Below are 13,505 nucleotides of genomic sequence, written 5' to 3'. Positions count from 1 at the left end.
ACACTCTTGATCTTATATGCGCTTGCGGACGGATGCCCGGAACTCAAACAAAGGGAACGAAGGTGCGCAGGAACTTGCGGATCTTCAGCAGAAAAATGAGGTTCTGCAGTTGCGGGCTGATCTTGGGTTCGGTCTTCTGCACTTCCTGCAATTCCGATTGCAACCGGGCATAATCGCCCAGGCTCAGCCGCTCGCCGCTCACCGCCGAATTGCCGTAGCCCGGCTCCTCCAGGCGCAGCACCTCCTCGGGCGTCTCCTCGGCGGGCGGAAATTCGTAAGGAGGAGCAGCCAAAGCACCACCGGCCGCAGCCATCCAGGCGGTCATCCACAGCGCTGCAGCCCACATGCGTCCGGCAGTCATGGCGCCATCTTCCCACATGCGCCGGTGCCTGTTGCTAGTGTTGCTGGCGGAAGTGCAGCGGCGGGGCACGCCGTCAAGAAGCCTGTGGAGGTCACCGGAGTACCGGGCCAGTGAAGCAGGAAGGAGTCCCCCGAATTTATCCGTGGGGAGATACCGTCTTGTCCGTCAAGCTCTTAACTGAACGTGAGTTCGGGTTAAGCATTGAGCTGGTCGACATCCGAGGCCACCGACGGCTTGTGCGGTTTGTGGCAGTAGGCAATCAATCCACACACCAGGTTGACCAAAAAGTTTACTTCGCTGCGATGACGGGTGTGCTCTATCTGCAATATGTTCTTCAGCTGGTCATTGATCGCTTCGATAATCCCCCGCTTGCGCAACTGGACTGAACCCCTAACGTGAGACAATGGAATGGATCCCTTGGCTAAGACAGGTAGTTAAGCAGGGTCTGGCATAGTCAACCGCTGCTCGAACTCAGTGGGAGGCAGATATCCGATGGATGAATGCAATCTTTTCTGATTGTACACCTCCTCCAAAAAATCACCTATCCGATTTCGTGCCTCCGTCATGTTCTCGTATTCAAACATATAGACTTCCTCATACTTCAAGGTCTTCATGAAACTCTCTGCCTTCGCATTGTCGTACGGATTTGCTCGACGACTCATACTGATTTGAATTCCTCTGTCTTTCAAAATCGCTGTGTACTCTTTCGAGGCATACTGCACACCACGGTCCGAGTGATGCACCAATTCTGACCCGAATGAGCGCGAGGTAATCGCCATTCTCAAGGCCAGAACTGCCAACCCCGCATCCAGAAATCTTTCCAGTGACCAGCCAATCACTCGGCGACTGAAGGCATCCAGAATCACCGCCAAGTACACAAACTCCCCTGACAAACGAATGTACGTCAGATCCGCCACCCACAACTGGTCGATTCCGCTCAACTGCAGGCCCGCAGACAGGTTCGGGTAAACGGTCAAACCATGCTCCGAATCCGTCGTTTTTACAAACTTCTGCTTGCGCAAGCACAGCAGGTTATCCTCGCGCATCAATCGTTGCACCCGCTTGCGGTTGACAGTCAACCCCTGACGTTTCAATGCGAATCTGATGCGCCGAGAGCCGTAACTTGGCCACTCTAGAGCAATGGCTTGAATCCGGACGCGCACCTCCATATCGCTGTCGCTTTTCTGGAGAGCACCTTTGCACCGATAGTATTCGGCTCGACTCAAACCCAACGTCCGACACGCTTGGGCAATGGAAAGCCCGCCTTGAGCATCCGACTGTTCCGCCACCAGTTGCAGCATTATTTGTTGCCATCCGGGCGCGTCGGTCGGCTTCTGCTCTCGAGACGCGTCAAGGCCTTTTTTAAAAGGACGTTCTCCATGGTTAACTGGCCAACCATCCGTTCCAACTCAGCAACCCGGGCCTCTTCGTGATAGGTACGACCATTGCCTGAGAAGGCCTCCTCCGCGTACTTGGCGAGTTGTTGGCGCCATTGGGTAATCAGTGTCGGATGGATTTGGTGCTCGCGGGCAACCGCGGCTATGGTCTGGCCGGCTTCGATCTGGGCAAGGATGTGAAGTTTGAGCTCGCGAGAGAAGCGCCGTCTGGGCAGGGACATGGAATTTTGCTCCTGTGCTTAGTGGAGCTTAACTCTCTGTCTCAAATTACGGGTCCAGTCCAGTCCGTCGCGAGAACCGCCTCGTGAACATGCTCGCCATCATCAATCAGATAGTTTTCGATGGCGAGCGAGACCTGCTGCACCTTGCACACTTTCGAGGATGGAGTGTAAAAAGACGCTCAGTAAAGCTATCCAGCGTCTATCTGGGCTTCAATGACATCCTGGATACTCGTCGACACGTTCGACAGCAAGTTGTAACCGGTGTAGTACTCGATGTGATCGACACTCACGCGATACCAGCGCCAGTCGTCGTCGCGAATTCCCTGCACATTGGGCATCTCGACTGCGATTACCCGCGTGTTTGTATTCACACCGCCCACACCTTGGCCTGGATAATCGAGCACGACGATCACCTTCCAGACGTAGGAAGGGACCGAGATGTACTGCCCGGAGTAGTTGCTCTGGAAGTAGTTGTCGTTGTCGTCGCCTCCGGCGATGATATAAAGCTCCTTGCCCTGATTGACCAGTTCGCGGCAATACTCTTCAAGCTCCGCCCATGGTCCCTGGTTGTTGTCCGGCGCCTGCGGAAGGATGTTGGTCATCAAAAAAGTGGCGGAGTTGTTCTGCGTCGAACTGGTGCGGTCGGCCGAAGGGGTCATATGCCCCCGGTCGTAGCCGCTGTTGGTGTAATCGTCGCTCGCCACCCGGTACCAGCCGCTGGGCAAAGCCGAATCGGGCCGAAAATCGTTCTGGCGCGAAGCACTGCCCAACCAGCTGCTGTTGAGCTGCCAGCTCACCCAGTTGGGAATTTTGTCGTAATCGCTGTAGGAAAGGGCATACTGCGATTTAATCAGCAGATAGTTATACGAATAGCTGGTACTTGTCACGGCACCGCTCGGATTACCAAGGGTGAGATGCACACTCGATGTTTGGGCGTTTGAAGTTTTAGGGGCCAACAAAAGCAGTGCCGAGAGCACTGCGCCGACGATGCCCGTGCGCTTCAAAAAAATGTTGCGAAACATAGAGCAAAAACCACTTGTAAAAGTCTACATGACCATAAAGTTGGATTCGATGGGATGTCAATGGCGCAATCTTTACCCATTCCTACTGCGCCCTTAATCAGAATCGTCTAGGGGCAAGCCGACGGGCGCAAATCGAAACAAGTTGCCAGGGGCTGCCTGGGCGTTTAGGCTGGTTTGTATGCATTTTCCTCACCACGCCGCCGACCTGGACAGCCTGCAGGCGTTGTACGAGCAGTACAAACAGCAGTACGCTGCTGCGCTCGAAACGCTCCAACGTCAAAAGCAAAACAGCCTGGAGCAGATCTACGGCGCCGCTCTCGGGCTGGCGGGCTGCCTGGCGGTACTCGACAACAACGACCGCGAGCTGTTTCAGGCGATCGACCGGGCGGCGCTCGCGGTGACCGACACTTTGAGGCTGGCGCAGGCGCCTGCAGGGCAGCGGGACGCACAACTGTATACGGTGAGCAACGATGTCTGCCTGTACACCACCGGTTCGACCGCTTTCACCCAAGCCCGCCACTGGATCGAGGGTTTTTGTCTGGCGGTGGCGGCTCGCCGGGATATCCAGCTTGAAACGCTGCTTGAAATATCCAACGAGCTGCTGCGCCAGTCGAGCACGGTGGCTCCCGAGTATGCGTATCTGACAATTGATGCGCTGCGCGCCTTTTCCCTGCGCCAACCGATGCAGGCGCGCCGGGCCCAGTTGGCGCTGCGCTCAGCGCTGCAAGAAACCCAGTTTGACCTCCAGGCGCTGCAGGTGCGCACCAGCGAGGTGCAGCTGCTGGTGGCCCTGCTGGAGCGCAACGGCAAAGCCTTCAACGATGCGATGCTCAAACACCTGGAGGCGCATCGGGAATACTGGAGCGCCCCCGGCCGCCGGGCCAATCCGCGCGGCTGGCTGTCGATTGTCGGTGTGGGTCTTGCGACGATCTTTTTTAAAGTCGGTGAAACGCTCGCAGTGGAATCGCATTATCTGCCCGACGTTTTGATCCGCGCTCGCTTCGGCGGTTGAATTGTCAGGGCGTGCGCCTGCGCAGCGCGTCGAGCAGTTTGACCATCTCGGCGGGCATCGGGGACTCGAAGGTGAGCCGCTCGCCGGTCACCGGGTGCTCGAAACCCAGGCGAAAAGCGTGCAGCGCCTGGCCGTTCAGGGTCGCCGGCACTTTGACCGAGCCGTAGAGCGGATCGCCCGCGATCGGCCAGCCTTTGTGCAGGCAGTGGACGCGGATCTGGTGGGTGCGGCCGGTCTGCAGGCTGAATTCCACCAGCGTGAAGTTGCCCAGACGCTCCAAAACGCGCCAGTGGGTGCGCGCCGGGCGGCCTTTGGGGTGTACGGCCATCTTCTGGCGATGGACCGGGTGGCGGCCGATGGGGGCGTCGATCGTACCGGTGGTCTCGGCGGGGGCACCGGCGATGATAGCCAAGTAGTCGCGCCGGGCGGTCTTCGCCTGGATCTGTGTCTGCAGGTGCTGATGGGCGCGGTCGGTCTTGGCGACTACCAGCAGGCCGGTGGTGTCCTTGTCCAGGCGGTGGACGATGCCGGGGCGCAGCACGCCGTTGATCCCGGAGAGGTTCCGGCAGTGGGCGAGCAGGGCGTTGACCAGTGTGTCGTCGCTGTGGCCGGGGGCCGGGTGAACGACCAGGCCCCTGGGCTTGTCGATGACGATGAGTTCTTCGTCCTCGTAGACGATATCGAGGGCGATGGGCCGCGCTTCGATGGCGAGCGGCTCGGGAGCGGGGATCGTGAGGGCTACCGCGTCACCGGAATGCACCAGGTCGCGGGGGCGGCAGGGCCGGTTGTTGAGCAGTACCAATCCCTGGTCGATGAGCGCCTGGATGCGGGCGCGCGAAAGGTCCGCCACCTGCTCGGCCAGCCAGCGATCGAGGCGCATCGCCGACTGGTCCGGCTGCACGGTGAGCGTCAGCCAGGTCGCATCGGCGGCGGACACGGGTTTACCCTCCGGTGGTGTCGGTGGGTTCGCGGATCTGCTTGGAGGCCGGGCGCGCGGGGGCTGGGGTGCGACTTTCGGAACGCAGCGTGCCGATGAGCAGACAGGCCAGTCCCAGGTTGATGGCGATGTCGGCGCCGTTGAAGACCGGAAACTGAATCAGCCTGAAGTCCAGAAAATCGGTGACCTCGCCAAAGGCGAAGCGGTCGAAGCCGTTGCCGACAGCCCCGCCCAACAGCAGACCGAAGCCCATCTGCTCCCAGGAGCCCAGGTGCGGACCGACCAGCGCGTAGACGCACAAACCGACGCTCACCAACAGCGAGATCCACTTGAGCCAATCGCTGCCCCCGGCAAACAGGCTGAAGGCGGCGCCGCTGTTTTTGACCAGCGTCAGGTGAAAGACCCCCGGCCACAGAGCGATGCTCTCCCCCGGCGCCAGCTGGGCGACCACCCAGACCTTGGTGAGCCGGTCAAGGGCGATAGCCAAGATGGCCGCCAGCCAGAACCAGGGATTTTTCGCGCTCACGAGGTGCCGCTCCTGCGGGTCATAAAATCTCCATCAGCCTAACCGCAAAACGCGCTAGAGCGCAGCGAGGACGGTGCGGGCGGCGGCGACGGTGTAGTCGATGTCCTCCTCGGTGTGGGCGAGGGACATGAACCCCGCTTCGAACTGCGAGGGGGCCAGGTAGACGCCGCGCTCCAGCATGCCCCGGTGGAAGCGGGCAAATTTTTGTAAGTCCGAGCGCTTGGCGTCGGCGAAGTTGCGCACCGGCCCCTCGGTGAAGAACAAAGTGAACATCGCCCCCACCCGGTTACCGGTAGCGGCGTGCCCCGCCTCGCGCGCAGCGGCCAAAAGACCGTCCGCAAGGCGCGCCGAGAGTCCTTCGAGCCGCTCGTAGGTGCCGGGGCGCTGGAGAATCTCGAGGGTCTTGATCCCGGCGGTCATCGCGAGCGGGTTGCCGCTCAGGGTGCCGGCCTGGTACATCGGCCCGGCCGGGGCGACCATCTGCATGATTTCGCGGCGACCGGCGTAGGCGCCCACCGGCAGTCCGCCGCCGATAATCTTGCCCAAGCAGGTGAGATCCGGTTCGATGCCATAGCGGGCCTGGGCGCCGCCGTAGGACAGCCGAAAGCCGGTCATCACCTCGTCGAAAATCAGCACTGTCCCATGGGCATGGGTGAGATCGCGCAGACCTTCGAGAAAGCCGATTTCGGGCACCAGGCAGCCGGCGTTGCCCACCACCGGTTCGAGAATGAGCCCTGCGACGTCGCTTGGGTACTGCTTAAAGAGCGCTTCGACGGCGGCCAGGTCGTTGTAGGGAGCGGTGAGGGTGGCGGCGGTGGTCGATTTGGGCACGCCGGGCGAATCGGGCAAGCCGAGGGTGGCCACCCCCGATCCCGCCTGGACCAGCAGCATGTCGGCGTGGCCGTGGTAACAACCTTCGAACTTGATAATCTTCTCGCGGCCGGTGAAGGCGCGCGCCAGGCGCAGAGCCGACATCGTCGCTTCGGTGCCGGAGTTGACGAAGCGCACCATCTCGACGGCGGGGATGGCGTCGATCACCGTGCGGGCCATCTGGTTTTCGAGGCGGGTCGGCGCGCCGTAGCTGGTGCCTTTGGGCAACGCTTCGCGCAGGGCCGAGATCACCTCCGGGTGGGAGTGTCCGACGATCGACGGTCCCCAGGTGTTGATGTACTCGATGTAGCGGTTGCCGTCGACGTCCCACAGATAGGCGCCCTCGGCCCGTTCGATGAAGACAGGCTCGGAGCCCACGGATTTGAAGGCGCGCACGGGGGAGTTGACCCCGCCGGGCATCAGCTGCTGGGCCTCGGCGAAGAGCCGGTGGGACTGGGCAGTTTGAAAAGCGCTGGTGACCATCGTTCTCCCGCTACTCTCTAGACACACGATTTTGCTCAACCAGATTAACCTACCGCACCCGGCCCCCGGCAAAGCGTACAATGCACTCGCCCGCCCCATTGCGACGATGATCCCGAGTCTCACCCTCAATTTTTCCGGCGGCAGCGTCGCCGTTGCGCTGCCCGCCGCCGCCGTGCGCTCCCTGGATGCCGAGATGCAGACGCTGCTTGAACACCTGCGCGCCGCCTCGGCCCAAACCGGCAAAAAGACCCCCCGGCCGTCCAGCGAGTACCGCTACAGCGGTGAAGTGTTTCTGGAAGTCTTCTGCAACCCCAACCTCTGGCCCTCGCCCTTTGCCGCCCGGGTGCTGGTCACCCTCAAGACCAGCCAGGTGCGCCTGTCGGTCGAAGTGGACCTGAACCAGTTGCGCGAGGATATTCAAGTATTTTTGCAGGCGGTGTAGAGGCAGGCGGCATGGTCGCGCTGGTGGTCAAAATCGGCACATCGAGCCTGAGCGACCCGAGCACAGGGGATTTGCGCCTGGCGACGCTTGGGGGGCTCGCCGAGACGCTCACGCGGCTGCGGCGCGCGGGCCACCGGATCATCCTGGTCAGCAGTGGGGCGGTGGGGGTCGGCTGCGCACGGCTCGGCCTCAAGGAGCGCCCCGCCACCGTGGCGGGCAAGCAGGCCGCCGCCGCCGTCGGGCAGGGGCTGCTGATGAGCATGTACGATCGCCTCTTCGGAGCGCTCGGCCAACCGGTGGCCCAGGTATTACTCACCCGCCAGGATTTGATGGACCGCGTCCGCTACCTCAACGCCCGCGAAACGTTGAGCGAATTGTGGCGACTCGGGACGGTGCCCATCGTCAACGAAAACGACACGGTGGCCACCGACGAGTTGCGCTTCGGGGACAACGACGCCCTCTCGGCGCTGGTGGCGGGGCTGGTCGAGGCGCAGTGGCTGGTGCTGCTCACCGACGTGGCCGGGCTCTACTCGGCCAACCCGCGCCTCGATCCGCAGGCACGGCTTTTGTCCGAGGTGACCGAGATTTCTGAAGAACTGCTGCAGTCGGCCCGCGGGCGCAGCCTCTGGGGCAGCGGCGGCATGGCGAGCAAACTGGAGGCGGCGCGCATCGCCGCGAGCGCCGGGGTGGCCACCGTGATCACCGAGGGAAACACCCCGCAAAATATCGAGCGCATCCTGGCGGGCGAAGCAATCGGCACCCGATTTGCCCTGGCGCGGCCCGGGGGGCGTCTGTCGCTGCGCAAGCGCTGGATCGGCTACGGTCTGGTGCCCGCCGGGGCGCTCCACCTCGACGAGGGGGCGGTCCTGGCGGTGCGCGAAGGGGGCAAATCGCTGCTGCCGGCCGGGGTGAGGGGCGTGGAAGGCCGCTTCGAGACGGGAGCGCTGGTGCGGCTCATCGACGGGCAGGGCCTCGAATTTGCCCGGGGGCTCGTGAATTATTCCAGCGAAGAACTGGAAAAAATCCGCGGCCGCAAAAGCCATGAGATTGCCGCGCTTTTGGGTATCGAAGGACAACCGCCCACGGCCGTGCACCGCGACAATCTGGTCACCCTTTCTTGAAAAAGCGCTATATTTAATGCCTGCTTCCAAAACGATGGGGATTGGCCCCGTTTCTATCCACTTGTAGGCACATGCATAAGATGATGTCCTTTCAGCCCCAAGAAAAGCTCACCGGTGTCGTCGAGCTTGAACATCTGCAGAAGCTCTGCGAGGACGATCCGGCCTTTGAGATCGAGTTGCTGCAAACGTTTATCAGCGATGCTGAGGAGCGACTGCAGCAGGCCTGTCTGGCGGTGGCGCGGGGCGATTGCCTGGCGCTGCAGCAGCAGGCCCACCAGTTGAGTGGCGCTAGCGCCAGCGTCGGCGCGCCCGCGATTTTGTTTTTGGCCCGCCGCCTCGAAAGCGGGTGCTGCAGCGGCGGATTTGCCGAAGCGCCCGAGTTGTGCCGCCGCATCGGCGAGCATCTCGAAGCGGTGCGCGCCTTTGCCGCCCAACGCCGCTGCAGCCTCCAGCCGGGCTAGCTGGCACCCCGGCCCCTGCGCATTAAGATGGTTTGAGGGGTACCAGTGGAGGCCAACTTGGACAAACCGAACGATGCAAGGCCCGTCCGGTTGCGGCGGCACGCCGTCTGGGCGGCGGCACTGGCAAGCGCGGCGCTTGCCGGTTGCTCGGCCGAGGTGCTCTCCAGCACCGCCGGTCCCGCCCCCAAAGAGGTTCTCACCGAGACCTGGACTTACATCAACAATGAGTACGTCGATCCCAAGTTCAACGGCCAGGACTGGTGGAGTGTGCGCCAGACCTATCTCGAAAAGCCCGCCGAGACCAGCGAGCAGGTCTACGAGCAAATTGCCTCGATGCTCAAGACCCTCGACGATCCGTACACCCGTTTTTTGAATCCCAAGCAGTTCAAGAGCCTGCAGACGACCACCAGCGGTGAACTCTCCGGGGTGGGTCTGCAGATTACCCTCGACACCGAGAGCGAACTACCCGTCGTCATTGCCGCCGTCGAAGGGTCGCCCGCCTTTCGAGGCGGTGTCAAAGCCCGCGATTTGATCGTCGAAATCGACGGCCGACCGACCAAGGGTCAGGCCCTCGACGACGTGGCCGACCGGCTGCGCGGCAAAATCGGCTCCCAGGTGAATGTCGGCTTGCGCCGCGGCGAGCGCACCTTCGATGTCACCCTCACCCGCGAGACCATCCAGGTCAACCCGGTCACCAGCCAACTGAAGCGCCTCGACGGCCGACCCATCGGTTATATCCGCCTGTCCCAGTTCAACGGCAACGCCGCCCAACAGGTCCGCCAGGCGATCGAGAAGCTCGAAGCCCAGGACGCGGCGGGCTACATCCTCGACCTGCGCAGCAACCCCGGCGGTCTATTGGAAGCGGGGGTCGAAATCGCCCGTTATTGGCTGACGCCGGGTCAGACCGTCGTCTACACCGTCAACCGCCAGGGCGAGCGCGACCAGGCCCGCGCCCAACGCGCTCCCCTCACCGCCCGGCCTCTGGTGGTGCTCATCGACGGCGGTAGTGCCTCGGCGAGCGAAATCCTGGCCGGCGCCCTGCAGGATAACCGCCGCGCCCAACTGGTGGGCACCAAATCCTTCGGCAAAGGGCTCATCCAGGCCATTCACCCCCTTAAGGACGGCTCGGGTCTGGCCGTTTCGATCGCCCGCTACCAGACCCCGTCGCGGCGGGACATCCACAAACAAGGCATCGAGCCCGACGTGAAAGTGGAACTGCCCAAGAGCTTCTCGCTGGAGCAGTTGGCCACCGACGCCGACAGCCAGTACCAGGCCGGGGCGAAGGCGCTCTCCCGCGCCCTGGCTTCTAGCCAGTAACCACCATGCCGGTGCACCTCTATTGGGGAGAGGACGCCTACCGCCGCGGGCAGGCCGTCGAGCAACTGCGTGCCGCTGCGGTCGAGCCGGCCTGGGAGGCGTTCAACTTCGGGCGCTACGCGGGCGAGGCGCTCATCGATGCGCTCAACCAGGCGGCAAGTGCACCGTTTGGCGGCGGCGGGCGCCTCGTGTGGGTCGAAGAAGCGAGAATCTTCAGCCACTGTCCCGAGGGCGAGTTGGCCGAACTGGCCCGCACCTTGCCGCATCTCCATCCCAACGGCCATTTGCTGTTTACTTTGCAGGGCAAGCCCGACGGACGCCTCAAATCGACCAAGCTCGTGGCCAAAGTGGGCGAGGTGCGCGAATTTTCGCTCATCCCTCCCTGGCAGGAGGCGAAGCTCAAAGCCCAGGTGCAGCAGATGGCCCAGGAGCGCAAAGTCACCCTGAGCGCCCCGGCTTTGCAACTACTTACCGAGGCGGTCGGCAACGATACGCGCCGCCTCGACAACGAACTGGAGAAGCTCGCCCTTTTTGCCCAGGGCCGCTCCGTCGACGCCGAGGCGGTGGGTGCGCTGGTGGCCACTACCGCCCACACCAGTTTTCAATTGGCCGCCGCTTTGCTGGCCGGGGAAGCCGCCACTGCCCTGCGCGTACTCGACGAACTGCTGCGGCGCAACGAACCGGCCCTGCGCATCCAGGCGGTGCTGGTCAACCAGTTTCGGACCTGGTTGTGGGTACGGGTTCTCATCGAAGCGGGCGAGCGCGATGCCCAGGCCATCGCCGCCGCCGCCGAGATCGCCAATCCGGGGCGGGTCTATTTTTTGCAAAAAGAAGTGGAGCGCACCTCCGCGGAGCGCCTCGGACGGGTCCTGCCGATTTTGCTTGGACTGGAGGTGGCGCTCAAGAGCGGTCGCCCCGAGCGCGCCGCCCTCGAATCGGCGGTGTTGCACATCGTGAATGCCCTGCGCTAGCCCCCAAACAGGGGGGATTGAAACTCCCGGCGGCAGCTCCCCCATTATGATGAGGGCGCAGTTCCATCCCTCTGCCCCATGTTTCGAAAAAAGTCTTCCGTTGTCCCGGTGGCTGTTTTTCGCCGCCTCTGCGCCCGCCTCGACGAAGTCGAGCAGACCCTCGACGAACTGGTCAGCCGCAATGAGCGTCTCGAACGCCAAAACCAGGCCCTCGAGCTGCAGGTGCGCCGGTTGAATCTGAAACTTTCAGAAGCGCCGCTTCCCCCTGCGCCGGTGGTCGCCGAATCCGCTTCCCATCGCGCCGTTGCCGCTCCGGCCACCCGGCCCCTGATGTTCACCAAATGGACCGAGCCTGTCGAGGAGGAAGAAAGCTTCCCCGCCCCTCGGTTCGCCGCAGAAAAGTCCGCATTGCCGGAAGGACCGGGCTGGTTGTTTTGGGTGCTGACCCTGTTGGTGGCCGCCGCCGCCGGGGTGGGAACGTTTTATGTGGTCCGGCCGCTCACTTTCGGATTGTAAAGTCCGCTTTGTTTGCCGGGCCTCAACCGCTATACTCATACCTGCTTTCCTCCCCGACCTGTCTACCCATTCAGGAGATCAAAGCTTGGCCAGACGCAAGCGCGTGAATCCCCGCCGCCTGGAGGGCAAGCGGATTCTCGATCTAGTTCCCCGGTTCGGGCTCGAATGCTGCGAAGAAAAATCGGTGACCGCCGCCCGGCGCTTTATCGAAGCCAACCGCATCCAACCGCCGGCTATCGTGGTTGTCCATCGCTCCGAGCGCATCCAGGAGCGATATTTTTGGGGTTTTAAGGGCCTATTTAGCGCCCAGTACGTCGAGGAAAACCATTTCACCTTTCCTTCGCTGGCGCTGTTGCGCGCTCAACTGAGCGGCGAAGCCCAGGGCGACTCGGTCGCCTGAAGATCACCGATGGCCCTCAAAATCCACGTTCCACCCCATCCGTTCGTGACCAATCTGCTGGCCGTCTGCCGCAGCGAGGCCACGCCCACCCCGGTCTTTCGCGCCGCAGTGGCCGATTTGGGCCGCTGGCTCACCTACGAATGCGTGCGCGACTGGCTGCCGGTGCTCGAAGTCGGCGTGAAAACACCCCTCGACGTGATCACCGCCGCCCGCATCGTCGACAGCAGTGTACCGGTGGCGATCGTGCCGGTGCTGCGCGCCGGGCTCGCGTTGCTCGACGGGGTGCTGCCGCTGTTGCCGGCCGCCTCGGTCTACCACCTGGGCTACGCCCGCGACGAGCGCACCCTCGAAGCCGCCTGCTACCTCGATCGTTTGCCGCCCCGCTTCGCCCCCGAGACGCGGGTGCTGGTACTCGAACCGATGCTTGCCACCGGCGGCACCGCCACTGCCGTCGTCGCCAAGCTCGTCGAGCGCGGCGCCGATCCGGCCCTGGTGCGGATCATTTCGGTGATCTGTGCGCCCCCGGCGTTGCAGCGTTTGGGGCTAAGCTACCCGAGCCTCGCCATTTACACCGCCATGATCGACGAGCGGCTCGACGAGCGCGGATTTATCGTGCCGGGTCTCGGCGACGCTGGGGATAGGGCCTTCGGTACCGGGCATCCCCCAGGCGTAGGATGACATGGTGCGCCTGCTAACATAGGCGCAAACAATTGCGTTCGGTGATACGATGTCCATCCGCGTTGTCGTTGTCGATGATCACCCGGATGTGCTGCTCGGTGCAGCCGCCTATCTGGGCAATTGCCCCGACATCCGCCTGGTGGCCCAGGCCCAGACGATTGCAGAAGCCCTCGTTGTGATCCGCGATCACCAGCCCCAGGTCGCCCTGGTCGACCTCGAACTGCCCCGTGCCGCCGGTGAATCGGCGGAGTACCTGGGGGGACTGGCGATCGGCCGGGCCATCCGGGCGGGCGGCTGGCCCACCCGGCTCATCATCATGACCGGTCACCAGGATCGCTCCGGGCTGGTGGCTGCCCAGCCTTTCGTCGACTGCAAGCCCCGGGTGGTCTACGACTATCTGCTCAAGACCGCCACACCCCAGGAGCGCATCGAGGCGATCCGCCAGGCCGCCCAGGGCGTCGGCCGCCCCCTCAAGCTCGATGTGCCCAAGCTCACGCCCCGCGAGCGCATCGTGCTGCGCTATATGGCCCTGGGGCTCGAAAACGGCGAGATTGCCCAGAAGCTGGTGGTGGCGCCTTCGACGGTCGCTTCCCATGTCAAGTCACTGATGGCGAAGATTCTTTCGGAGCCCGGTGTCGAGGACGGCCAACTGCGCCGTACCCGGACGCTGTGTGTGCGCCGCGCCCTGGAGTACGGCATCTTGCGGCCTGATCAAATCAACCGCAATCACCTCGGGCGCGACCCGGTGCGCTGAGCCTCGCTGTCCGCCC

The 13,505-nt window shown here is 62.9% G+C and carries 17 protein-coding genes and 1 pseudogene; 10 read left to right on the top strand and 8 right to left on the bottom strand.

The features are described from left to right. Window positions 1-43 precede the first annotated feature (43 nt). From GLL_RS00400 to GLL_RS00380, 5 genes and pseudogenes are all read right to left on the bottom strand, one after another. Window positions 44-361 (bottom strand): hypothetical protein, encoded by a 318-nt coding sequence (locus GLL_RS00400; RefSeq protein WP_164928423.1) that lies wholly within the window; start codon window positions 359-361, stop codon window positions 44-46. A gap of 194 nt (window positions 362-555) precedes the next feature. Next, window positions 556-741 (bottom strand): annotated as a pseudogene (locus GLL_RS00395) (transposase); the annotation flags it as partial. A gap of 54 nt (window positions 742-795) precedes the next feature. Continuing rightward, complete coding sequence (locus tag GLL_RS00390; RefSeq protein ID WP_011140081.1) at window positions 796-1,662, bottom strand: IS3 family transposase; 867 nt, start codon at window positions 1,660-1,662, stop codon at window positions 796-798. Further along, window positions 1,662-1,979 (bottom strand): transposase, encoded by a 318-nt coding sequence (locus tag GLL_RS00385; RefSeq protein ID WP_011140080.1) that lies wholly within the window; start codon window positions 1,977-1,979, stop codon window positions 1,662-1,664. The genes GLL_RS00390 and GLL_RS00385 overlap by 1 nt, the downstream gene beginning before the upstream one ends. A 188-nt stretch (window positions 1,980-2,167) precedes the next feature. Beyond that, a complete protein-coding gene (locus tag GLL_RS00380; protein WP_011140079.1) occupies window positions 2,168-3,001 on the bottom strand; it encodes a DNA/RNA non-specific endonuclease in 834 nt (277 codons plus the stop codon). Window positions 3,002-3,179: 178 nt separating this feature from the next. Here GLL_RS00380 and GLL_RS00375 point away from each other — a divergent pair, with 178 nt between their 5' ends. Beyond that, window positions 3,180-4,013, top strand: a complete 834-nt coding sequence (locus GLL_RS00375; RefSeq protein WP_011140078.1) for an immunity 49 family protein — start codon at window positions 3,180-3,182, stop codon at window positions 4,011-4,013. A gap of 4 nt (window positions 4,014-4,017) precedes the next feature. Here the strand turns inward: GLL_RS00375 and GLL_RS00370 are convergent, their stop codons facing one another. The 3 genes from GLL_RS00370 to hemL are packed head-to-tail and all read right to left on the bottom strand — an operon-like array spanning window position 4,018 to window position 6,829. Next, the gene (locus GLL_RS00370; protein ID WP_011140077.1) at window positions 4,018-4,950 is read right to left on the bottom strand and encodes an RluA family pseudouridine synthase; all 933 of its coding nucleotides are present in this window, start codon (window positions 4,948-4,950) and stop codon (window positions 4,018-4,020) included. Window positions 4,951-4,954: 4 nt separating this feature from the next. Next, window positions 4,955-5,476, bottom strand: a complete 522-nt coding sequence (lspA, locus tag GLL_RS00365; RefSeq protein ID WP_011140076.1) for a signal peptidase II — start codon at window positions 5,474-5,476, stop codon at window positions 4,955-4,957. 54 nt (window positions 5,477-5,530) lie between these two features. Beyond that, entirely contained in the window at window positions 5,531-6,829 is a 1,299-nt protein-coding gene (gene hemL, locus GLL_RS00360; RefSeq protein ID WP_011140075.1) for a glutamate-1-semialdehyde 2,1-aminomutase, read from the bottom strand. Between the two features lie 106 nt (window positions 6,830-6,935). On the opposite strand from hemL, the gene GLL_RS00355 reads away from it, so the two are divergent. From GLL_RS00355 to GLL_RS00315, 9 genes are all read left to right on the top strand, one after another. Continuing rightward, on the top strand, window positions 6,936-7,271 hold the full coding sequence (locus tag GLL_RS00355) for a hypothetical protein (protein ID WP_011140074.1): 336 nt from the start codon (window positions 6,936-6,938) through the stop codon (window positions 7,269-7,271). Window positions 7,272-7,282: 11 nt separating this feature from the next. Next, entirely contained in the window at window positions 7,283-8,392 is a 1,110-nt protein-coding gene (proB, locus tag GLL_RS00350; protein ID WP_011140073.1) for a glutamate 5-kinase, read from the top strand. Between the two features lie 80 nt (window positions 8,393-8,472). Next, the gene (locus GLL_RS00345) at window positions 8,473-8,853 is read left to right on the top strand and encodes an Hpt domain-containing protein (protein WP_164928422.1); all 381 of its coding nucleotides are present in this window, start codon (window positions 8,473-8,475) and stop codon (window positions 8,851-8,853) included. Window positions 8,854-8,910: 57 nt separating this feature from the next. Beyond that, the gene (locus tag GLL_RS00340) at window positions 8,911-10,170 is read left to right on the top strand and encodes a S41 family peptidase (protein ID WP_164928421.1); all 1,260 of its coding nucleotides are present in this window, start codon (window positions 8,911-8,913) and stop codon (window positions 10,168-10,170) included. A 5-nt stretch (window positions 10,171-10,175) separates the two neighbouring features. Then, a complete protein-coding gene (gene holA / locus GLL_RS00335) occupies window positions 10,176-11,141 on the top strand; it encodes a DNA polymerase III subunit delta (RefSeq protein ID WP_011140070.1) in 966 nt (321 codons plus the stop codon). 78 nt (window positions 11,142-11,219) lie between these two features. Continuing rightward, the gene (locus GLL_RS00330) at window positions 11,220-11,657 is read left to right on the top strand and encodes a hypothetical protein (RefSeq protein WP_011140069.1); all 438 of its coding nucleotides are present in this window, start codon (window positions 11,220-11,222) and stop codon (window positions 11,655-11,657) included. An 85-nt stretch (window positions 11,658-11,742) separates the two neighbouring features. Continuing rightward, window positions 11,743-12,057, top strand: coding sequence for a DUF3155 domain-containing protein (locus GLL_RS00325; RefSeq protein WP_230841110.1), 315 nt, complete (start codon window positions 11,743-11,745; stop codon window positions 12,055-12,057). A gap of 9 nt (window positions 12,058-12,066) precedes the next feature. Next, on the top strand, window positions 12,067-12,735 hold the full coding sequence (gene upp / locus GLL_RS00320; RefSeq protein ID WP_011140067.1) for a uracil phosphoribosyltransferase: 669 nt from the start codon (window positions 12,067-12,069) through the stop codon (window positions 12,733-12,735). Between the two features lie 49 nt (window positions 12,736-12,784). Continuing rightward, window positions 12,785-13,489: a LuxR C-terminal-related transcriptional regulator gene (locus tag GLL_RS00315; RefSeq protein ID WP_011140066.1), complete on the top strand. Its 705-nt coding sequence runs from the start codon at window positions 12,785-12,787 to the stop codon at window positions 13,487-13,489. Window positions 13,490-13,505: the final 16 nt, after the last annotated feature.

The sequence above is a fragment of the Gloeobacter violaceus PCC 7421 genome (assembly GCF_000011385.1).
GTDB lineage: Bacteria > Cyanobacteriota > Cyanobacteriia > Gloeobacterales > Gloeobacteraceae > Gloeobacter > Gloeobacter violaceus.
The sequence above is the reverse complement of the archived record's forward strand: the minus strand, read 5'-3'. Positions and strand labels throughout refer to the sequence as shown.